22 protein-coding genes and 2 pseudogenes are annotated in these 19,110 nt (G+C 58.7%); 8 read left to right on the top strand and 16 right to left on the bottom strand.

The features are described from left to right. Window positions 1-68 precede the first annotated feature (68 nt). The 6 genes from AC3WWH_RS28690 to AC3WWH_RS28715 form a co-directional block, all read right to left on the bottom strand. Window positions 69-758, bottom strand: coding sequence for an ABC transporter permease (locus tag AC3WWH_RS28690; protein ID WP_058324025.1), 690 nt, complete (start codon window positions 756-758; stop codon window positions 69-71). A gap of 11 nt (window positions 759-769) precedes the next feature. Continuing rightward, a complete protein-coding gene (locus AC3WWH_RS28695) occupies window positions 770-1,492 on the bottom strand; it encodes an ABC transporter permease (protein WP_058324026.1) in 723 nt (240 codons plus the stop codon). A 118-nt stretch (window positions 1,493-1,610) separates the two neighbouring features. After that, window positions 1,611-2,381 (bottom strand): transporter substrate-binding domain-containing protein, encoded by a 771-nt coding sequence (locus AC3WWH_RS28700; protein ID WP_058324027.1) that lies wholly within the window; start codon window positions 2,379-2,381, stop codon window positions 1,611-1,613. Between the two features lie 39 nt (window positions 2,382-2,420). Beyond that, window positions 2,421-3,200, bottom strand: coding sequence for an ABC transporter ATP-binding protein (locus AC3WWH_RS28705; RefSeq protein ID WP_058324035.1), 780 nt, complete (start codon window positions 3,198-3,200; stop codon window positions 2,421-2,423). Between the two features lie 128 nt (window positions 3,201-3,328). Beyond that, window positions 3,329-4,738 carry an aldehyde dehydrogenase family protein gene (locus AC3WWH_RS28710; protein ID WP_058324028.1) on the bottom strand — a complete coding sequence of 470 codons (1,410 nt, stop codon included), beginning with the start codon at window positions 4,736-4,738 and terminating at the stop codon, window positions 3,329-3,331. Beyond that, window positions 4,738-5,799 (bottom strand): homoserine dehydrogenase, encoded by a 1,062-nt coding sequence (locus AC3WWH_RS28715; RefSeq protein ID WP_058324029.1) that lies wholly within the window; start codon window positions 5,797-5,799, stop codon window positions 4,738-4,740. The genes AC3WWH_RS28710 and AC3WWH_RS28715 overlap by 1 nt, the downstream gene beginning before the upstream one ends. A 192-nt stretch (window positions 5,800-5,991) precedes the next feature. Between AC3WWH_RS28715 and AC3WWH_RS28720 the strand changes: the two genes are divergently transcribed. Next, entirely contained in the window at window positions 5,992-6,459 is a 468-nt protein-coding gene (locus tag AC3WWH_RS28720; protein ID WP_058324030.1) for an Lrp/AsnC family transcriptional regulator, read from the top strand. 306 nt (window positions 6,460-6,765) lie between these two features. Here AC3WWH_RS28720 and AC3WWH_RS28725 read toward each other — a convergent pair whose 3' ends face one another. Beyond that, a complete protein-coding gene (locus tag AC3WWH_RS28725; RefSeq protein WP_162752554.1) occupies window positions 6,766-7,080 on the bottom strand; it encodes a winged helix-turn-helix domain-containing protein in 315 nt (104 codons plus the stop codon). A 418-nt stretch (window positions 7,081-7,498) separates the two neighbouring features. Here AC3WWH_RS28725 and AC3WWH_RS28730 point away from each other — a divergent pair, with 418 nt between their 5' ends. From AC3WWH_RS28730 to AC3WWH_RS28745, 4 genes and pseudogenes are all read left to right on the top strand, one after another. Then, a complete protein-coding gene (locus tag AC3WWH_RS28730; protein WP_058324032.1) occupies window positions 7,499-7,831 on the top strand; it encodes a GYD domain-containing protein in 333 nt (110 codons plus the stop codon). Window positions 7,832-8,287: 456 nt separating this feature from the next. Then, on the top strand, window positions 8,288-8,515 hold the full coding sequence (locus AC3WWH_RS28735) for a thiamine pyrophosphate-binding protein (protein WP_373419923.1): 228 nt from the start codon (window positions 8,288-8,290) through the stop codon (window positions 8,513-8,515). 107 nt (window positions 8,516-8,622) lie between these two features. Then, window positions 8,623-8,814 (top strand): annotated as a pseudogene (locus AC3WWH_RS28740) (IS110 family transposase); the annotation flags it as partial. Window positions 8,815-8,966: 152 nt separating this feature from the next. After that, a pseudogene (locus AC3WWH_RS28745) lies at window positions 8,967-9,146 on the top strand (hypothetical protein); the annotation flags it as partial. Window positions 9,147-9,161: 15 nt separating this feature from the next. Here the strand turns inward: AC3WWH_RS28745 and AC3WWH_RS28750 are convergent. The 5 genes from AC3WWH_RS28750 to AC3WWH_RS28770 all read right to left on the bottom strand — a co-directional run bounded on the left by AC3WWH_RS28750 (window position 9,162) and on the right by AC3WWH_RS28770 (window position 12,316). Beyond that, the gene (locus AC3WWH_RS28750; protein ID WP_113398991.1) at window positions 9,162-9,707 is read right to left on the bottom strand and encodes a class I SAM-dependent methyltransferase; all 546 of its coding nucleotides are present in this window, start codon (window positions 9,705-9,707) and stop codon (window positions 9,162-9,164) included. Between the two features lie 650 nt (window positions 9,708-10,357). Continuing rightward, a complete protein-coding gene (locus AC3WWH_RS28755) occupies window positions 10,358-10,849 on the bottom strand; it encodes an ion channel (protein WP_058324286.1) in 492 nt (163 codons plus the stop codon). Window positions 10,850-10,947: 98 nt separating this feature from the next. After that, complete coding sequence (locus tag AC3WWH_RS28760) at window positions 10,948-11,631, bottom strand: hypothetical protein (RefSeq protein ID WP_058324287.1); 684 nt, start codon at window positions 11,629-11,631, stop codon at window positions 10,948-10,950. A gap of 100 nt (window positions 11,632-11,731) precedes the next feature. Continuing rightward, window positions 11,732-11,998, bottom strand: a complete 267-nt coding sequence (locus tag AC3WWH_RS28765) for a hypothetical protein (RefSeq protein WP_063891530.1) — start codon at window positions 11,996-11,998, stop codon at window positions 11,732-11,734. Between the two features lie 57 nt (window positions 11,999-12,055). Beyond that, the gene (locus AC3WWH_RS28770; RefSeq protein ID WP_058324259.1) at window positions 12,056-12,316 is read right to left on the bottom strand and encodes a hypothetical protein; all 261 of its coding nucleotides are present in this window, start codon (window positions 12,314-12,316) and stop codon (window positions 12,056-12,058) included. A gap of 617 nt (window positions 12,317-12,933) precedes the next feature. Between AC3WWH_RS28770 and AC3WWH_RS28775 the strand changes: the two genes are divergently transcribed. From AC3WWH_RS28775 to AC3WWH_RS28785, 3 genes are all read left to right on the top strand, one after another. Continuing rightward, complete coding sequence (locus AC3WWH_RS28775; RefSeq protein WP_058324288.1) at window positions 12,934-13,722, top strand: hypothetical protein; 789 nt, start codon at window positions 12,934-12,936, stop codon at window positions 13,720-13,722. Between the two features lie 53 nt (window positions 13,723-13,775). Beyond that, window positions 13,776-14,564, top strand: coding sequence for a transporter (locus tag AC3WWH_RS28780; RefSeq protein WP_113398995.1), 789 nt, complete (start codon window positions 13,776-13,778; stop codon window positions 14,562-14,564). 299 nt (window positions 14,565-14,863) lie between these two features. Next, a complete protein-coding gene (locus AC3WWH_RS28785) occupies window positions 14,864-15,058 on the top strand; it encodes a hypothetical protein (protein WP_113398990.1) in 195 nt (64 codons plus the stop codon). Between the two features lie 194 nt (window positions 15,059-15,252). On the opposite strand, the gene AC3WWH_RS28790 is transcribed toward AC3WWH_RS28785, so the two are convergent. The 4 genes from AC3WWH_RS28790 to AC3WWH_RS28805 form a co-directional block, all read right to left on the bottom strand. Continuing rightward, complete coding sequence (locus AC3WWH_RS28790) at window positions 15,253-16,200, bottom strand: polysaccharide lyase family 20 protein (RefSeq protein WP_373419930.1); 948 nt, start codon at window positions 16,198-16,200, stop codon at window positions 15,253-15,255. Further along, window positions 16,187-16,690: a hypothetical protein gene (locus AC3WWH_RS28795; protein ID WP_058324261.1), complete on the bottom strand. Its 504-nt coding sequence runs from the start codon at window positions 16,688-16,690 to the stop codon at window positions 16,187-16,189. The genes AC3WWH_RS28790 and AC3WWH_RS28795 overlap by 14 nt, the downstream gene beginning before the upstream one ends. Window positions 16,691-17,026: 336 nt before the next feature. Next, the gene (locus AC3WWH_RS28800; RefSeq protein WP_058324263.1) at window positions 17,027-18,469 is read right to left on the bottom strand and encodes a DUF1254 domain-containing protein; all 1,443 of its coding nucleotides are present in this window, start codon (window positions 18,467-18,469) and stop codon (window positions 17,027-17,029) included. 91 nt (window positions 18,470-18,560) lie between these two features. Beyond that, the gene (locus AC3WWH_RS28805) at window positions 18,561-19,088 is read right to left on the bottom strand and encodes an OmpA family protein (protein ID WP_373419931.1); all 528 of its coding nucleotides are present in this window, start codon (window positions 19,086-19,088) and stop codon (window positions 18,561-18,563) included. Between the last annotated feature and the right edge of the window lie 22 nt (window positions 19,089-19,110).

Genomic DNA, 19,110 nt, shown 5'->3' on the forward strand with positions numbered 1-19,110 from the left:
CCAGGAAATGGCCTTACGGGCGGCGCCCTCGATCCTTTGAACATCGGATCTGGTGTGCGCTCCGAGCTTCAGCGCCGTATCGGCACCTGCATCTCGACGACCCGAAAGGCGCGCGTGATGAGGATGGTTAGGCAGACATAGAAGATCGTGACGACGACAAGCGGCTCGTAGACCAGGAGCGTATCCTGCCTGATCTTGTAGGCGACGGAGTAGAGATCCATCACCGTGACGGTGAAGGCGAGCGGCGTCGCCTTGAGTTGCAGAACCACCTCACCAGTGATTGTTGGGAGCGCGATACGGATAGCCCTCGGCAGCCATATTCGTCGCAACAATGTCCATCGGCCCATGCCAAAGGCCTGCCCGGCTTCCAACTCGCCCTTATGCACCGCGAGCAGCGCACCACGCAGCACCTCGGCCTCGTAAGCTGCATAGTTCAGTGTGAAGCTCACGGTCGCGAAGAAGAACCCCTCGCGCACGATCGGCCAAAGGAAGCTCGAGCGCAGCCCCGGGATCATCGGGAGCAGCGACCCGATACCGTAGTAGAGCAGCCACAATTGAATGAGCAGTGGCGTGCCTCGCAAACACGTGCAGTAGCTTTTGGCTACCCAGCGCAGCCAATGCGGACCGTTCACCTGCGCGAGCGCGAGGCCGATAGCCAAGACGAAGCCGAAGCCGACGGAGATCACGAGCAGCAACACGGTCTGTGTGGCGCCAGCTACGATCAGCGGCCAGTAGTTGGAAACCCATGAGAAATCCATAGTTCGTCCCTTCAGGCTGCTTTTGGCTGACCGCGCCGGAAATAGCTTTCCAGACTGATGAACATGACGTTGGAGACGAGCGTGATTGCCAGGTAGATCAAGGCCGCTGCAAAGAAGAACAGGAAGTAATGTTTGGTGTTGCCGGCGGCCAGGCGAGTGGCAAGCGCCAGCTCCTGATAACCGACCACGGCGATCAGGGCACTATCTTTGGTGACCGACATCCATAGATTGGCCAGTCCCGGTAGAGCGTTAGGCATCAACGCCGGCAGAACTATCCTGCGGAACCGCAGCCAGGGTCGCATGCCGAAGGCATTGGCAGCTTCGATCTGGCCGGTCGGAACAGCGAGGATCGCGCCGCGCAATACCTCGGTCATATAGGCGCCCTGCACGATCCCGAGCACGACAACGGCGGCGAAGAAGCCGTTGATCTCGATCGGCGGCAAAGCGAATGAGGATAGCAGCTTGTTGATGCCGTCGGTTCCGGCGTAATAGAGGCCAATGATGAGGATCAGTTCCGGAATGGCACGAACGGCCGTCGTATAGACATCAAGCACGGCGGACACCGGGCGGCTGCCCTTGAGTTTTCCCGCCGCACCCACAAGCCCGATCATGATGCCGAGCAGGTACGCGCCAAGCGAAATCAGGATGGTCGAGGCCGCGCCTTGAAGCAGCACCCCGCCCCATCCTGGCGGATAGGGAGAAAGCAGTTCTAGAATGGATGGACTTGTCGGCATAGGAAACGGTTCCTCGGCGTTCGAACGGGGTCGCTGCGGCTCGCACACTGTTCTTTTTTGAGGGAGTATTGTCCGGAATGAACTGAAGGGGCGCCGCCTCGACGCCCCTCCGCTCCAATCATTCGCCGTAGGGATCGAAGTCGAAATACTTCTTGGAGATTGCTGCATAGGTGCCGTTGGCTCGAACGGCGGCAATTGCGGCGTTCAACTTCGCGAGCAGCTCGACGTCGTCCTTTCTCAAGCCACCACCAATACCCTGCCCAAGGACCTGCGGATCGTCCTTCACGTTACCCTTGTCCTCGCAGCAATCCTTGCCGAAGTCGGACCGCAGGAAGGTCACCAGCGGAATGGAATCGCCGAAGACGTAGTCCACACGACCGACGGCGAGATCCTGGAATGCCTCGTCGAGCGTGGCATAGGTCTTCTCGGACGCCACGCTCGCATAGTGCTTCTTGTAGTATTCCGCCTGGATCGTGGACACCTGGATGCCGACAGTCTTGCCGGCGACGTCGTCGACGCTGGTGCCGCCCTTGCCGTCCTGCGCGCCGATCAGCTTGCTCGGTGTGTTGTAGTATTTGTTGGTGAAGGCGATCGTCTTGCTGCGCTCATCGGTAATCGACATGGACGACCAGATGACATCGAACTTTCGAGACTGAAGACCAGGAATCAGTCCGTCCCACGACATGTCGACGACCGAGCACGTTTCCTTCATTTCGGCGCAGACGGCATCCATCAGTTCGATTTCCCAGCCCACCCACTTGCCGGTCGCGTCCTTTGTAAAGAACGGAGGGTATGCTTCGTTCATGATGCCAAATCGCACTTCGGCGGCTGCGCTGCCGGCAGAGGCGATAAGGATCGTGCCGGCGACAAGGAAGGATGCGGTCTTCATATAGGTTCCCTTTCTCTTATGATTGGCGGTCGCGCACGTTCAGTGGCGGGACGAACTTGTGAACTCGCGGCATCGGGCGCTGGCCGGAGCGCCGAAAATCTGTTCCGGCCGGCCCTCTTCCTCGACACGGCCCTGGTGCAGAAACATCACGTGGTTGGAGACGTCTCGGGCAAATTTCATCTCGTGGGTAACGAGCAGCATCGTCCTGCCTTCTTCGGCGAGGTCGCGAATGACCTTCAGCACTTCGCCGACGAGTTCCGGGTCGAGTGCGGATGTCGGCTCGTCAAACAGCATCACTGACGGATCGACACACAGCGCCCTTGCAATCGAGGCGCGTTGCTGCTGGCCGCCTGACATGAAAGCCGGATAGACATTGCGCTTCTCGTAGAGACCGACCTTCTGCAGGAGTGCTTCAGCCTTCTCGACTGCCTCCTTGCGCCCCATGCCGAGGACATGAACGGGAGCTTCGATGACATTCTCCAGCACTGTCATGTGCGCCCAGAGATTGAAGCTCTGGAAAACCATTCCGAGCCCGGAGCGCAGTCGCTCCACCTGACGCCGATTGGCGGGATGGGAGCGACCGTCCGGTCCTGTCTTCATGAGAACCTCTTCGCCGTTGATGACGAAGCGGCCCCGATCGGGGATCTCAAGAAAGTTGATGCAGCGCAGGAAGGTGCTCTTGCCGGATCCAGACGAGCCGATCAGGGAGATAACATCGCCCTTCCTTGCAGCAAGCGAGATGCCCTTGAGCACCTCGTGCGTGCCATAGCTCTTGTATACGTCGTCGACGCGCAGCGCGCAGGAGATGTCCGTTTTCATGCGTTCCCCCACTTTTCGTGGCTTGTTGTGGAGCAGTTTAGCAAGCGCGTGCGCGGCTTTGCCGCGCAGTTGACTGTGTTTGAAGCGCATTTCCGCAGATTGGCGCGATACCTAGCGTTTTCTCCGCATCAACTCCGATTGATGCAGATCACCTTCGGCTGCGTCATGTCTTCGTATGCGAAGCGCACTCCTTCACGCCCCATGCTGCCATGCTTGAAGCCGCCAAACGGCATCGCGTCGACCCGATAGTCCGAGGAATCGTTGATCATGACACCGCCGGCCTCGATGCCGGTGGCGGCCTCCAGCGCGTCTGCCAGGTTGCTGGTGAAGATGCCGGCATGCAGGCTGTAGTCCGGTTCATTCGCCATGCCGATTGCCTCCGCCAGCGTATCAAAGCGCTCGAGTATCACCACCGGTGCGAATGCCTCTTCCCGCCAAAGGGGGTTGTCGTGCGCGACGGCTTCAAGCACAGTCGGATGGTAAACCGCGCCCTCGCGCCGGTGACCGCACAGAAGCCTCGCGCCAGCGTCGAGCGCATGCTGGACTGCCGCTTCCGCCCGTTCGGCCGCAGCCGTCGAAATCATCGGGCCGACATCCGTCTCCTCACGCCCCGGGTCGCCGCAGCGAAGCCCGGCGACACCCGCTACGAAGGCCTCGCGGAAACGGTCATAACAGGCGGCCTGCACGAGGATGCGTTGCGTGCCGATACAGTTTTGGCCGGCCGCCCAGAAGGCACCCGAGATGCAGCCGTCCACCGCCTTGTCGAGTTTGCTGTCGGCCATGACGATCACCGGAGCGTTGCCACCGAGATCCATCGCGAGCTTCTTCAGCCCGGCGGACCGGGTGATCGCCTCGCCGGTCGTAAAACCTCCGGTAAAGGAAACCATCCGCACATCCCTTGCCGACACGATGTCGCGCCCGAGATCCGCACCGCCAATTGCAACGGTGACGATCCCGTCCGGCAGGCCCGCTTCAGCCAGCGCATCGACCAGCTTGAGCGCCGAAAGCGGGGTCAGCTCGGAGGGCTTCAACACGACGGCATTGCCCCCGGCGATAGCCGGACCAAGCTTGTGGGCGACAAGGTTCAGCGGATCATTGTAGGGCGTGATGGCTGCGATGACACCGAGCGGTTCGCGCGTGAACCACCCCTGGCGCGCCTCAGAACCGGCATAGGCATCGAAGGGAACGATCTCGCCGGCGTTTCGCCTTGCCTCTTCTGCAGAGAGCTTCAACGTGTTCACGCAGCGCAACGTCTCCTTGCGCGCCTGGACGATGGTTTTGCCGGCTTCGCAAACGATGGTGCGTGCGAAATCCTCACGCCGCCCCTCAATGAGTCGTGCCGCCTTTTCCAGAATGGCGGCGCGGTGGTGCCGGGGCAGCGCCCGTGCCCGCGCGGCCCCGCGTCTCGCGCGGGCAAGGAGCGAACCGATATCGTCCGGGGTGCTGGCCACAACGGTTCCGACAATCGCGCCATCAAAAGGATTGAGAACCGCGATCTCCTTCACACTCGATGCGATCTGAAGCTTTGGGCTGGCCATCAAGCCGCCTCCTTCGTCAGGCCGCCGCGTGACCCGCGGTGGATGGCAATGATGTCGGAGAGGAGGGCATAGGCGGTTTCGACGCGGCCAGCGCCCGGTCCGGTAATCGTCACGGCGCCGAGGAGGTCCGTGTTGAAGGAAACAGCGTTGGTGGCGCCGTTCACCGCGTAGAGCGGATGGTCGAGGGCCAGTCGGCGCGGTGCCACGGACGCCTCGATTTCCCCATCCTTTCGGCGAGCCGCCGAGCCTATCAGTTTCCAGCGGCATCCGTCCTTGGCTGCAGCCTGGATGTCGGCCGCGGTGAGCGATGAAATTCCCAGGCACGAAACGTCGGAAGGCTTCAGCGCGGCGCCCAGCAATTCATTTGCCAGGATAACCACCTTTAGTCGGACGTCGTACCCTTCGACATCTGCGGTCGGGTCTGCCTCGGCGTATCCGAGCGCCTGCGCCTCTTGCACTGCCTGCGAAAAGCCGAGCCCGGTCTCCATGCGACCGAGGACGAAGTTCGACGTACCGTTCAGAACACCCTGAAAAGCGCTCAGTCCGGCGCCGGAAAGCGTATTCTTGGCTAGGCGGATGACGGGCGTGCCGCTCATCACCGCCCCTTCATATTCAAAGCGAACGTTGTTGCGACGCGCAAGGGCCACAAGCTCGCGAGCGGCGAGCGCCACCGGGCCCTTATTGGTGGTCACGACATGCTTGCCGCTCTCGAGCGCCCAGCGGCAGTGGGAAACGGCTGGTTCGCCATTTTGTGGATTGGTGAAGGTGGCTTCAGCGACGATGCCGGCGGGTGCCTGCCGGATGACCTTCTCATTGTCAGCCTCGGCCGATCCGCCCGAAAGGCGGGCAAAGCCCCCCTTTTCGAATTTTGTTTCGACCAGCATGCGCGGATTGATGCCGTTTTGCGAAATGACCGAACCGAGCTCGAGGTCTGTAACCGCAACGATGTTCAGTCGAAAACCGAGCTCCGACTGCCAGACGTCGCTTCGCTCGGCCACAAGCTGGGCAAGGGCGCGATTGACCCCGCCGAATCCGATAAGAGCTATGTTGTACTGTACCATGTCGGTTCCTCATCAGGGGCGATGAGGGGAGCATGACGACCGGGACTGGCAGAAGGAAGATTGCGAAACGGCCAAAGAATAGGCCGCAATGCAAAGCAGCAGTGACAAATGCGCAGAATCCACGCAACGAGAAGCTCCTTCGTCGCGCCCCCGAGCATAATGTCCGCCAGGCACTTGAGCAGAGATGACACCATGGATTTGATCGACGACTTTGACCGCAAGATCTTGAGCATCATCCAAGTCGATTGTCAGATGAAAGCCGAAGCAATCGGCGATATCGTCGGCCTTTCGGCCTCCGCCGTGCAGCGTCGCCTGAAGCGGATGCGCGACAGCGGCATCATCACCGCTGAGATTGCGATCGTCGATCGCAAGGTGGCCGGGAACCCAATGACGTTCATTGCCGGAATGGAGATCGAACGCGAAAACTACGACGCCCTATCAAAATTTCGAGTGTGGTTGGCGAAGCAAGAGCACATTCAGCAGGTCTATTATGTGACCGGCGCAGTCGACCTTATTGCTATAATCACTGCGCACGACGTGGGCCAGTACGACGAGATCACGGCCAACCTGATGTCCGAAAACCCTCAGATCAAGCGCATTCACACCAATGTCGTTTTGAAGGATATCAAGGTCGGCATGTTCGTCCCAATTGCGGATTAGAGCCTTGATGGTACCAGCCCCGAACATACCAACTCCATTCCCACCAGAAGCATGACACGCTGGTAGGCGCTGCATGCTCCTGAGGCGAAAACCACAGTGAATCATTAAGTTCGGATATAACGGCCAAGATCAGGGGCAATGTGCGGAGCGCCATGACCACGGCCCGCGCCCGAGGCGCGGCGAATCTCTCCCATCGGCGCGCCGCCCAATTGAAGCGGGCGTCAACAGGAAGGCAAGCCTTAATCTTTGCAATGTAATCGGTCCGTCCATGACCTTCGAGACGCCCGCATGAAACTTGCCGGCGTTTCAGGCAAGATTTCCGGATATCAATGCCGGCAATACAGCAAGGATCTCCATGAGTTTGAAAGCGGTCTCGGGAGAGGCAATGGAAAAACGCATACCTGCGGACTTGGCGCTTACGGTGAGCACACCGATCTCCACGAGCTTATGAAGGTGCTTGTAGACCATTCCAGGCGGCAGCCCGACCGCGGCCGCGAGCCGGCCGGCGGACAACTGCCGATCGGAAAGCACCGCCAACAGCAAAAGCCGCTTTGGGTGCGCGATGGCTTGCAAGAGTTTTGCAGCCTCATGGGCTTGCTGTTCATTCAGGTCGATGGTCACGGCATTTGCCATATCTTGGTCGATGCATGGTCGGGCACGCTTCGGCCGTCCTATATCCCACGAGCAGTGAAGCGCAATAGCGGTGGCCAGCAAACTGCGTCAAATTTTCGGCCCCAGCTGATTGTGGGCGGCCCGCATTGACGACCCCATAGGGATCACCTCCAGAAGCCGCGTCGTCAATCTACAAATTGCTCCGATGGTGACCCGGCCGGAAGATATCGCTCATCCGCGTCTTTCAGACAGGCGTGCGCGGTCCGGTAACAGTCCGATCAGGGTCAGAAACGGCAACGCGCCCAAGCACAGCGCCAAGATGGGGCGGCCACAACTCTCCGCAGTCCGACGCTCGTCTAACGCCAAGTTTTTTGAGATATTGAGTACGGCAGATCCGATCTGCCCTATCAGCAAGGGAGGATGTACTATGCCACTGTTCATAACCACAGGGTGCTATACAGCCACGTCCGCGAAGGGAATGATTGATAGTCCATCGAACCGAGAAAAGGCAGCCCGTGACATCATGGAAGCAGCGGGCGGAAAACTGCATTCCTTCTACGTCACGACCGGCGAAACCGATTGGATGGCCATCACGGAATTCGACGATGGCGCTGACCTGGTCCCCGCACTTCTCGTCGTTGGCGCATCGGGAGCCGTCTCGAATGTCAAAACCGTGCGAGCCTACACGGGCGCGGAATTCAAGGCTGCGCAAGAGAAGGCGGGCAGAATCGCATCTTCCTACAGGCCCCCGGTAAAATAAGCAGACCACTGGTTGAAACATCTCTGGCAGCGGACCGAACCTCCGCTGCCAGAAACGATGTGTTGGCGCGCGATGCGGTCGCGATGGAGCGCACGGTCAGTTCGATCGCGGCATGCGCCCGCGACCTGCTCGTTTCGCTACTTCGCACTCCAGGCGGCTAGGCGCGCCCACATCATTTCCAGTCGATACCTTATGCGATGTGCGATGTTTTGAGCACGGAAGGAGAAAGGGTGCCTCCGAACTCAGATAAGGACGGGCGCTAGTGCCTCGGTATGTTGGCAAGGACCGACGCATCGCAGACACGAACCCCGCTGATCTGGCGATGCGCAGGTACATACCGAAAGCCAGCTCTTCTAACGTCGTGTGTACCTATGCACAAAAGGAGAGACGAAATGCGCGGCGCTGATATTCTGGTAGAGATGTTGATACGGCTACGGCGTCGAGACAATCTTCGGCGTGCCCGGCGACACCAATGTTCCACTCTACGAAGCTTTGCATGAGCGCGAGGAAAAGATTCGCCACGTGATGGCCCGAGACGAACGGTCCGCGGGCTTCATGGCAGACGCCTATGCCCGGTTCACCAACAGGCCCGGGTGTTTGAATGCCCATCGGGGGCAGGTGCGATGTACTCGCTGCCGCCAGTCGCCGAATCGAACGGTTCCTCCGTGCCCGTCATCCTGCTGACGATCGACATTCCCCTTCCCGGCGAGGGGCGCGGGGTTCTGACCGAGCTTGACTGCGCCAAACTTTTTGAGCCCGTCACTAAAATGTCCGTCCAGGTCAAATCGCCCGCGATGCCGGTGAAGACGGACCGCAAGGATGCGCGTGGCATCGCGCAATTGCTGCGCATGGGCTGGTATCGCCCGGTTCATGCCAAAGCCACCGACGCCCAAGCGGTGCGTGCCCTGTTGGTCGGCCGCAAACTGTTGCAGGCCAAGCTGCTCGACGTCGAACTCAGCATCCGCAGAATTCTGCGGGGCTATTCAAGGCTGGTGAGGTTAAAGCGCCAAATGCACGGACGCGGAAAGCTTGATCTTCTTCAAGCCCGGCTGATCGGTGCGACATGAGAGTAATGCACCAAATCTGCGTCAGAGCCAATTTTGGACGCCGGAACACACCGGAAGCCACGTCATCCGACTGGCGGCCAATGTTCCTCGACTATCTGTCCCTTGGATACAACGCTGCGACGGCGTTCAGCCCAACCGACGTGCTACCGCTGACACGACGGGCGAAAATGTTGATGATGGCCGAAAGCGCGATCTCGCTCCTGACTCTCGTCCTCGTTGCGGCCCGCGCAGTCAACGTTCTCCCGTAGCGGCACGTCAGCGGATCACGTCGGCTCGTTGATGTAGAGAAAATACGTGTCTTTGGGCGCGCCCGGCGGATGCGGCAGCGAACGCGTCCCCGCAAGTTCGAGCGGCAAATCGGACAGGACGATGGCATGCGGCGAAAGGACTGCCGGGAGGCATCGGCTCAGTTTGGCGCTTGTCGCAATATTGTTCGCTTCGACATATGAACCCATATCCGCATGCGCCAGGATGACCTGTCCGCCAAAGCGGGTGGCTGCGGCAGAAAGCGTCTCCTCGATGTCGCCGAGCAGCAAATAGTTCTGTGGCGGCGTGCAGTCGGCGAAACAGTCGATCTCGCGATCCAGCACATAGATCTCGCGCTCCGGGAGATGGATGCGCAAGTGGTCGTAGGTGCGACCGTGACCCAGCCCCATCTCGAACACAATGCCCGGACGGCCGGCTATCTCTCGCAAGGCCCATTCGAGGCAGATGTGCTGGGCCTCCAGGCGGAAGAGCAATTTTTCGAGCCGGGAGTCTTTACGTCTCCGTTCAGCACGCGTTTCTTTCAGTGTGGCACGTGTCGGCATACTTATCGTCCCTCCGGGTCATGGAATCGAGCGCGGCTAGGATGGCTCTAATTGGCGCCGGCGCGGTGCTATCATTCGTCAGGTGTCGGCCTCTCTCCAATCCGATCCACTGGTAGCGGTGAGCGGCTGAACCGTTTCGGCGCCGCAATGCGAGGCCGGACATGCCTGGCAGCTGGGTATCGAGCACGACACAGGCCACACGACTATCCGGATCACGTCTCCGCGAAAATGCCGCCACTTGAAATCACTCAATCAAATTATCCGCTGCAAATAGTCGCCGCAAAATCCCTCACGCAGGCGATTTTTGCAACAGGGCCGCTTACCCAGACACTTGAGCGCCTTGCGAACGCATTGCCCAGCAGCGAAATCGGCGCTTTCCGCTTACCCTAGGAACTGCTGATCGCCAACTTTTTTTCGCCCACGTGATCGGCATGACCGTTGATCAGCTGCTATCCACGATGAGAAAACAGGCACGGCGGGAGGAAAGGCGCAGCAAGGAGCGCATCGTACTGGGCCTTGGCTTCAGATGCCAGTTCCGGTCCCACCGACGCCGTCGAAGTTGCTGACCAACTGCGTATCGTGTTGCGCTCACTTTCATCTTCAGCCATCGCTCAAGTGAAGCCCCGAGTGGTTATGGAAATCCGGACGATCTAGGAATTGTCGTCGCTTTCATTTTCATGTGCCTTCCTGGCCCGCAGCATGTCGTATCTTCCAAAGTCCGTCATTATGCTTACGAGGATGCTTCCCGTCCAACCGAAGGTGAATAGTCCGGACATCGCAATAATCGGACCAAGCAGGCGCCACCGATCTGGAAGGGTCACATTTCCCTCCCCGAGCGTCGTATAGCTCTCCAGGACGTAATAATAGCTGTCGCGCATGGAGGTAATAATCGCCCTTTCATAAAGTGGCAGCGCCCAGATCAGCGTTTCTGCAAAGTGCAGGAGCGCCAAGGCGGCGATTGTCACGGCAAGCATAACATTCAGCCGCCAATGCGGCGTAGTGCTGTCCACGCGGGTCCAGGATTTGCTGAACTGTCGGCTTATGCATCTGATACCTAAGCCGTGCACAAACATGACGATGGTCAGAAACACTGTGCCTACGAGAATTTCCAAGACCGGCTTCGGTGAAGATAATTCGTCCACCACCCTCTGTGTCCTCGGTTTGGGCATCTGCGAGGAAGGCTCGTCTGCAGCCTTCCTCCGAGCCGAAAACAGCACGCGTTGTTGCTCAGATCGTAATTTTAGTAGCACGGAGGATGAGGGTAATAGCCGCATGCCGGAGGCGGATAGTAGCGACGATCGTTGGCGACTGCCGCACCGACTGCGGCACCGGCGACCACGCCCGCTCCGTAGTATGCGCCTGGATGCGCATACCAGCCGCCACGCCAGACCGGTGCACGCCCACCAACGGCGACGCCGCCATAAGGGCCGCGAGCGGCAAACCAGTCGATGAACAGTGACGCGGGTCCATCGGCACCAGCGAGATCGCCTTCGAGGACGGCGACCTCAAACGTCAGGTTTCCGCCTTCAAGCTTCGGTGTCTTAAGGACGATCACCGCATCGGCGACAGAATCTCCTTTGCTCCTCAGGACCGATATCGTCGCATTTGGAGGGTCCTTTGCGAAACTATCGGTCCCATCGCCCCATTGCTTGATGAACTCGGAGGTCAGGACATGCCCCGCCGATCGCACCGGCCGATCGGCGAACACAATCGAATTTGCGGAGATACCGCTCATGGTGAGTTTGCCGTTTTCAAGTTTTGCTCCAGCAGAATTGAGGACAGCAAGCGACGGCACCATCTGCGCCTTAGCTGCACCGATGGTCTTCTGTGCGGGCGCTGAAATCGCGTCCTGCGCTACTGCCGGAGATGTGAGTATTAGGCTTGCTGCTACTGCGACCAAGCATATGCCGGGAGATCTAATCATCAGTTTCACTCCGTTGTTTCGCCGAGTTTATCTATTTCATCCGTCCCAAAGTCAGTGATACGTGTCGACACGTTTTGCCACGATGAGGCAGAAGAGGGTTTCAGTTGCCCATCACGGCGTTGCAATACTGGGCGCTACCGTCCTGGCAGACCTTGTACGCCGACGCCTTCTCCGCGCGTTTTTCTTCAGGCAAGGCGTGGTTGCGGCCGTTTCCGAGATTCGTCTCGGCAGACTCGATGTTGCAACCGCATTCCTTGGCAAAGGTTGCTACCGCGTCAGAGTAGCTGCTCGTGTCTGCCCGACCCCTGTTATGACAGGACACGGCGAGTGCGACTCCTGCGAATATACCTTCCTTCTTTGCCATCATTGTTCCTCTCCTGCACCTATTGGCCTGAAGCCGTCTGTTCGACGTTGCGTAGCGGATTTATCGCCAGGGTGTTTTGATTGCGGCCCTATCCAGTTCCTGCTCGATCTCGATCCACATGCCGTCTATAAGGTCCCGGTACTCGGCGATACGTTCATCCCGCTCCGGAGCGGATGATTGCTCCCATCGCAGTTTCTCGCACTTTGCCATTGCAAAGTCGTCGCACAGGTCGCGGAATCCCTCACTGCGAGAGGCGAGTTCCTCTATCGCCTTAAGGTGCTCTTCGAAGCATGTGGCTACGAATTTAACACCGTTTCCCATCCGGTTTATCCGTCCGTATTTGCCTGATCGCGATCTCAGGACATGGTGACATCGATCTCGATCCTTGAAGCTGCGCTCAATGTAATCCCCATCCCAGCAGCGGCAGGCCACCGGCGAGGCCGATCCCGATAATTGAAGGCAGACCGGCGCGAGCAGCAGCGTACGCGGAACCGAGTAGCCTTCAAAAAAACGCACCGATCAGCAGCGCGAACAACCCCCTCCACCACAGGTGGCTTTCGAACGCCGGCGGCTGCCCTCCCGAGATTAGGAATAGCGGATTTCGGCTTATCGGACCGAGTAGCGTTCCGAGAAGGCCGAATACCAACAAAACGTATGTTTCGGTTTGCCCTTGCGCATCGCTCGCCCTCGATTGCGGTTGTCGTTAGGGATGAAAGCTTCGCGTCAAGCTGTGAACGTCGAGGGCGTGAGCGCAAGGTATCTAACGGTATCATACGTCCGGCTTTGCTGTAAAATCAGACCGCCACTGAGCCCAAAGCGCTGATTTTTTCTATAACGATACTGTAACATACAGTCACAATTCCCCCTTTACATCATTCTCCACCATTGAAAGGATGACGTTGTTTGGGCGATTCAATTTGATAACAATGAGGGATTACATGCGGTCTTTATTGCTACTGGCCACCGTACTTGGGGCCGACCTTGGTGTCGCATCTTCAGCATATACGGCCGACATCACACTTGGCATTCCAGATGCGAAGGTGGTCGAGAGCGAAGGCGGCTGGACGTACACGGTCGCGCCATATTTCTGGGCGGCTGGGTTGTCCGGAGACGTAGCGCAATTCAGTCTGCCTGAAGTTCACATTAACTCCAGCTTCGGTGACATACTGGAGAACCTCGACTTCGCTTTCATGGCGGCTGGAGAAGCCCGCAATGACCGCTTCAGCATCTTTGCGGACGTCATGTACACCAAGCTCGATGCCGAGGCGGGCACAAGAAACGGCATTCTTGCCGATAGCGTTGATGTCACCTCGAAGACCTTCGCCGGACTTCTCGGTGCCGGATACTCAGTGCTGGAGAACCAGTCTGGCCATCTCGACATTGTCGGCGGCGTGCGCGTGTGGTCAGTCGATACGACTATAGGGTTCAACGGTGGCCTTCTCGGTGGCCGTCAAAGGGATGACGGCGCAACCTGGGTCGACGCTCTGGCTGGTGTGCGGGGCAATTACTTCGTAACACCAGAATTCTACGTGACCGGATGGGGCCTGGTCGGCGGCGGCGGCGCTGATCTCGACTGGGATGTCTCGCTGGCCTTGGGTTACAAATTCACCCAAACGATTTCGGCCGTCGCTGGCTACCGAGCGGTGGGTGTGAACTACAATAATGACGGGTTTGTCTTTGATGTCGTTGAGCAGGGGCCGATTATCGGCGTGACGTTTCACTTCTAGGCTGAGGCTTGCGTGAGACCGTGGTTCATTGGAGATGGCATCAAATGACGAAGATGGCTTACACAGCGACCCTGCTGGCCTTCGGACTTGGTCCAGGCATTGCAAACGCCCAGTCGAACGAAGAGCTGGCGAAAAAGCTCTCTAATCCAATCGCCTCACTGATCAGCGTCCCCTTCCAGTTCAATTACGATCACGGTTACGGCCCGGACGATGGCGACAAGGCGACGCTGAACATCCAGCCAGTCATTCCGTTCGCAATCAACGAGGACTGGAACGTTATTTCCCGCACCATTCTTCCCGTCACCTGGCAGAATGACATCGCCGGGCCATCGGGAACGCAATTCGGTCTGGGCGACATTACGCAGAGCTTCTTCCTTTCGCCTTCAAAGCCGACCGAGAGCGGCATCGTCTGGGGTGCAGGACCGGTGTTCCTCATTCCAACGGCGACCGACGAGTTGCTCGGTAGCAGCAAATGGGGTGCAGGACCGACAGCGGTCGCCCTCAAGCAGGAAGGACCGTGGACGTTCGGAATGCTCGGTAACCATATCTGGTCATTTGCGGGGCAAAGCGGTCTGGCCGACGTAAGTTCGACATTTCTGCAGCCGTTCATCTCCTATACGACCAAAGATGCCTGGACATTCTCACTCAATACGGAATCCACCTACGACTGGAAGACGAAGGACTGGTCCGTTCCGATTAATTTTACCGTTGCTAAACTGATCACCATCGACAAGCAGCCGATCAGCCTCACGGCCGGCATTCGCTACTGGGCGGACGCGCCGGAAAACGGCCCTGAGGGTATAGGCTTCCGGATGGCTTTGACCTTTCTGTTTCCGAAGTAATTGTAGAAAACTATTTTGGGGGGAAAGGCGCCGTCGTCGACTTGGCAGCTTCGCCGCAGTCTAAGGGGCCGGTGAGACTTGGTCATGCTCAAGCAATGGGATCGTCATAAAGAATCGGACGGCAGCGGAACTACCTCCCGCTGCCGCCAGTCAATCGATGGGCTCTCCCGACCTATCGGAAGCCTGTAGGCGGCCGGACTGTTTTCTTGGCCCCTCCAGCGCCTGCTCGCCGACGGGCGTGAGCGCCGCGGGCGTCCACCCCCGCGAGGATCGATCGCTCCCTCTGCGGCAAGGAGTTTATGCGCTGGAGCTTTATCGGCATTTACCGTGCAGCCGCCGCAAACATCGCAAACATCGCCCTAGCGCCCCCAGGAAAAACCGTGACGGCGTTTTCCCTGGGGCTATGGATCACAACGGCAATGATCGACCGCAGTTCGGCGATTAGAAAGGCGACTTACTGGTCGTTCAAGGTGACCTGGGCAATGCCAACGTGACTTCCCTGGATGAGCGCAAAAGCCGCTATCCCGTACCAGAGCCTCATTCTTGCCGGATCGCCCGTGCCGCGGTCGCCGCCGGCATGGATCGACGTCGAACGCTCCCAATCTGCTCGCCAAGGCACGCGCCGGCTATCGCGGCGGGCATGACCGGATCCTTCAACTAATATGACGCTCGATGGCTTCAAGGAGCACTATGAGCCTGTTGAGCGTAGCGCCGCACGTCCGGCCGGTCCGAGAACATCTTCACTGCGAGTGGAGCGGCGAAAGTTGTCGAAGTAGAGCGTCCATTCGCCTTGGGCTGCCGAGCGGTACGGGCCGAACTTGAAATACTGCCGAGAGCCAAGCCCATGTTCGTCATGCCCGATATGGCCTCGGACCGTCACGATCCAGCGGTCGTTGGCGAAGAGTTCGATATGCCCTGTGCCATCCGGTCCCGGCTGGGTCATCACTGCAAAGTCAATCCATCCACTGTGCGGCGTCGGCAGCTCATTCCCCCTGTGGATGACGGTGATGCGATCCGTGTGGGCCGTGAACAGGCGCCCGTCCTGTGGCTTCCAGCCAGGGTCGGTGGCAACCAGCGCACGCATCTGGCGCTTTTCCGGCCGCAGAAAAACCGGCGTGAGGGCCGATGTGCCGGTCGACAAGGAAGAGCGCCGAGAGATCACCGGAAAACTGGTCTCAACGGTCGCAAAGAGTCGGCCGCGAACGAGACGAAGCGCCAGGAACGGGCTAAAGTCACCCCTCGCCTCCGGACCGATCTCGCGCTTCCATTGGGCGATCAGATGGCGGTGGTCCCCTTGCGGGATGGGATCGGCAAACCTGACGGAAAAGCCGTACCAGACCGCCTTGTCATAGGGTACGCGCAGAGTCGTGCGTTCCCACACCTCCGCTCGCTCGCTTCGATCGGCTTCGCTGTCAAAAAGCGATCGGACGCTTAGCTTCAACGCGCCGGCACTGCCAAAGGTGACATTTCGCTGGAATTCGACTGATCCGGCACGTTGCTCGACATTGTCACGATAGTAGAGCCCCCCCAAAGGCGAGAAGCTGTCGCCTTCGAAACCGTCAACAAGGTTGGCTTCCCAGGACAACGGCGTCGCCGCATCGCTATTGCCGTCAGGTGCGTTGTCAGCGGTTTCCAATTCTTTCTCCTGAATTATCCTCCGCGCTCGCAACGTATTTGTGCTTTAGGCCTCTTCCTGTCTCGCGACAGTCCATCGTGAACCTGCGGTCAGCGATGTGGTCGTTGCACCGGGTAACATAACGGCTATTGTTTGAAATCAGTCGACCGGGCCCACCGCAGACGTCACAAGTATGGTAGGAACGGTCTGCGATCTCGTGATAGATCCCGCTAAGCGCAGCCGCCAGTTCTGCCGACAGGCGGAAGTCATCCGTCGGACTGAGGTAGCAGCGAAGACCACCCCACTTTTCCTCTATTTGCCGAACGTAGACCTTGGAAAGCAGCCCTTGATTGCTGAGGAATACTTCGACACGCCGTAGATATTCCTCAATCAAACCGTTCCAGCCGGTATTGGCAATCAGGAAAAGGGACCACGTCTCCTCGCTCGTATTTGGATCAAAAAGACGAGCATAGCTTTCACGAACGTGCACAACGAACTCCGCATGTGTCATGCAGAGACTCCTTTCGCATGAACCCGGGGGGCTGGAAATAACACCGGCTGTCAGCGCAGTTAAGCCTTCCCGTCTTGCAGCTGCCATTGATATGCCGAATCTGCTCGGCAGTTCGATCGGGCACACTTCGGCTGCCTCAAACCCTCTTCTTGTCAAATCCCGATCCGCGCCGAGCGTCGACGACGTGATAGCCGCCGACACCCGGCTTGCTGAAAGGACCGAGCGGAACGCGACGGCGTTCGGTGAGACCTGGCTTGCGACAAAGCCGAATCCATCGCGCGCGGGGTGACGGCCTTGAACGAGGCGGCGAGAGGCCGCCCCAGTCCCAGGGTGCAATCAGCTTACCTTCTTCACGGGCGGTATCGTCCATGAGCCGTCGATGATGGAAGGATTGCTCTCATTGGGCCAGTAGAGGCGCATCATGAGGATAAACTTGCCTTTGGGCGCCGGCAGCCAATTGGATTCCTTGTCCGGTCCGGGCGATTCATGCTGGATCAACAGGTCGATCGAGCCGTCCGGATTTGCCTTGAGCGGCTCCCGTGCACTGATGGAGTAGCGATTAAGCGGATTGTCGACAAAGAAGTAGCCCGCGTCATACATGGTCAAGGACCAGAACCCCGAAACCGGTGGCGTAAGTCCCTTCTTGAATGTCAGAACGTATTTCTCGGACCCGTTATATGCCCGCTTGATCACCCCGTCGCCGGACTTCAGGGACGTCGGGTAGATCGCATCCTGCGGCCGGTTTGCTCCCAGACCGATCGCGGTGATAAGGGCGCGCTGAATATAGTTGGTACCGTAAATCCCCGTCTTCGTAGTGAAGCCCCAGCCGTCGATGTTCTGCACGTCGCCGCCGCTGAACTTGAAATGCGTCATGATGCGGGCGAAGCCGAGCTCAGGCACGCGCTTCACAAAGGCCGGGTCGAACTTGGCCTTGTCGAAGTCTTGGCCGGGAACGATGCCGAGTTCGGCGAGCTTGGCGACCATGGGCGCATCCGCGTCGGTCGGCGGGTTTCGTTTCAGGAGCTCGGCAAAGAGGGTGAAGTACTCGATGGCGTTCATGCTGTTGACTTGCTCGCGAACGGCAGTCTCCATATCGATGGCCGGATCGACCTTGCCCTTGGGGGCGGTCCACTCCTTGCCCCATGCGCTCAAGGGATAGAGTTTGACTTCATCCTGGAGCTTATGAACCTCCGCGTAGTCCTCCGGCGTCCCGGTGCAATAGATGCGTCCAAGCAGCCAGACGATGCTCGTCGGAGATTTATATTGGGTCAGCCCTTCCGGGAGGGTGCCGTCCCAGCCTGGCCCGGTAACAACGAACGTCTGGGCCTCGGTGCCTGTGGTACGTTTTCCGGGGACGTCGAATACTGTTGTCCAGCCATCCAGCATCGGAAACAGGGCATAGCGGTCTTTGAGGTCGGGCAGACTAACCACCCAGGGCTCGTCTCCGACATCAAAGAAAGCCGTCGTATAGAGGGTATCGGCGTTCGGCGCCGTCACGTCCCGAAACTTGGCGTCTGGATACTGGCGCAGCTTGATCAGATGCCCCATGGGGCCACGGGTTCCCTCGGGCTCCGCGACGTTGGTAATCACGCGCCGGGTCATTTCCATCGTCACGAGAGGGTAGGCGTAAATGTAGGCTTCGACTGCGAGCGCGAACTCATCGAGCCCTTCCGGCAGATCTGCCACCAAACCGTCGGCGGCGTTCGCCGACGAACCCACAGAACCAGCGGCCATCAGTCCAAGACCGGCCACCGTTAATTCACGACGCGTGATATGCATTACTAGCCCTCCAAAAAAACAATTTGTAACGAATGCAACCGTGCGGAAAATCTCGTCCACAACTAAAAGATGAAACCCAACTAGACGCGGGCTATTTGACGAGACCGAGGTTGATTAGTTGGACCCGTCGATTTTCCCCCGCTTTCAGGTTGGCTGCATCGAGCGGCCACTCCTCACCCACGCCAATCGAATACAAACGGTCTGGTGCGATCGCAAACGTGGTCGAAAGCGCCTCAGTTATGGCATTGGCACGCTGCGCGCTAAGCTCGAGATTGTGTTGGGCGTCGCCGGTCGAACTCGTGTGACCGACGACGAGAAACTTGTAGCGCCGCAGGTTGGGATGGTGCAGCGCATCGGCGATCAGGCCGATCGTGCGGTAAGATGTTGGCTCGATGGCGATGGAGTCGTTCTCGAATTCGATATCTACGATCAGTTGCGACAACTTGGAGAGCTTCTGCCAGTTCGGAAGATTGGCGACACCTTTACCCGCACTTGCCGTTGCCTCCTCCACAAGAAGCGCGACGTCAATTGCCGGCGCCGCGTTTTCCACCCTCCCGAGGGTACGTATAAGTTGCATGTCATTGATTTGCTGCGCCACCCCTTCGCCAGCGGACAGCATCAGCCCGATCGTCAGCAACGCG

The organism is Ensifer sp. EB106-03-01-XG145 (assembly GCF_058792075.1).

Excerpts from the sequence above, each read along its gene's own strand:
- AC3WWH_RS28690 (WP_058324025.1), bottom strand. The coding sequence starts at position 758 with ATGGATTTCTCATGGGTTTCCAACTACTGGCCGCTGATCGTAGCTGGC.
- AC3WWH_RS28695 (WP_058324026.1), bottom strand. The coding sequence starts at position 1,492 with ATGCCGACAAGTCCATCCATTCTAGAACTGCTTTCTCCCTATCCGCCA.
- AC3WWH_RS28700 (WP_058324027.1), bottom strand. The coding sequence starts at position 2,381 with ATGAAGACCGCATCCTTCCTTGTCGCCGGCACGATCCTTATCGCCTCT.
- AC3WWH_RS28705 (WP_058324035.1), bottom strand. The coding sequence starts at position 3,200 with ATGAAAACGGACATCTCCTGCGCGCTGCGCGTCGACGACGTATACAAG.
- AC3WWH_RS28710 (WP_058324028.1), bottom strand. The coding sequence starts at position 4,738 with ATGGCCAGCCCAAAGCTTCAGATCGCATCGAGTGTGAAGGAGATCGCG.
- AC3WWH_RS28715 (WP_058324029.1), bottom strand. The coding sequence starts at position 5,799 with ATGGTACAGTACAACATAGCTCTTATCGGATTCGGCGGGGTCAATCGC.
- AC3WWH_RS28720 (WP_058324030.1), top strand. The coding sequence starts at position 5,992 with ATGGATTTGATCGACGACTTTGACCGCAAGATCTTGAGCATCATCCAA.
- AC3WWH_RS28730 (WP_058324032.1), top strand. The coding sequence starts at position 7,499 with ATGCCACTGTTCATAACCACAGGGTGCTATACAGCCACGTCCGCGAAG.
- AC3WWH_RS28750 (WP_113398991.1), bottom strand. The coding sequence starts at position 9,707 with ATGCCGACACGTGCCACACTGAAAGAAACGCGTGCTGAACGGAGACGT.
- AC3WWH_RS28760 (WP_058324287.1), bottom strand. The coding sequence starts at position 11,631 with ATGATTAGATCTCCCGGCATATGCTTGGTCGCAGTAGCAGCAAGCCTA.
- AC3WWH_RS28765 (WP_063891530.1), bottom strand. The coding sequence starts at position 11,998 with ATGATGGCAAAGAAGGAAGGTATATTCGCAGGAGTCGCACTCGCCGTG.
- AC3WWH_RS28770 (WP_058324259.1), bottom strand. The coding sequence starts at position 12,316 with ATGGGAAACGGTGTTAAATTCGTAGCCACATGCTTCGAAGAGCACCTT.
- AC3WWH_RS28775 (WP_058324288.1), top strand. The coding sequence starts at position 12,934 with ATGCGGTCTTTATTGCTACTGGCCACCGTACTTGGGGCCGACCTTGGT.
- AC3WWH_RS28780 (WP_113398995.1), top strand. The coding sequence starts at position 13,776 with ATGGCTTACACAGCGACCCTGCTGGCCTTCGGACTTGGTCCAGGCATT.
- AC3WWH_RS28785 (WP_113398990.1), top strand. The coding sequence starts at position 14,864 with ATGCGCTGGAGCTTTATCGGCATTTACCGTGCAGCCGCCGCAAACATC.
- AC3WWH_RS28795 (WP_058324261.1), bottom strand. The coding sequence starts at position 16,690 with ATGACACATGCGGAGTTCGTTGTGCACGTTCGTGAAAGCTATGCTCGT.
- AC3WWH_RS28800 (WP_058324263.1), bottom strand. The coding sequence starts at position 18,469 with ATGCATATCACGCGTCGTGAATTAACGGTGGCCGGTCTTGGACTGATG.
- AC3WWH_RS28805 (WP_373419931.1), bottom strand. The coding sequence starts at position 19,088 with ATGCTGTCCGCTGGCGAAGGGGTGGCGCAGCAAATCAATGACATGCAA.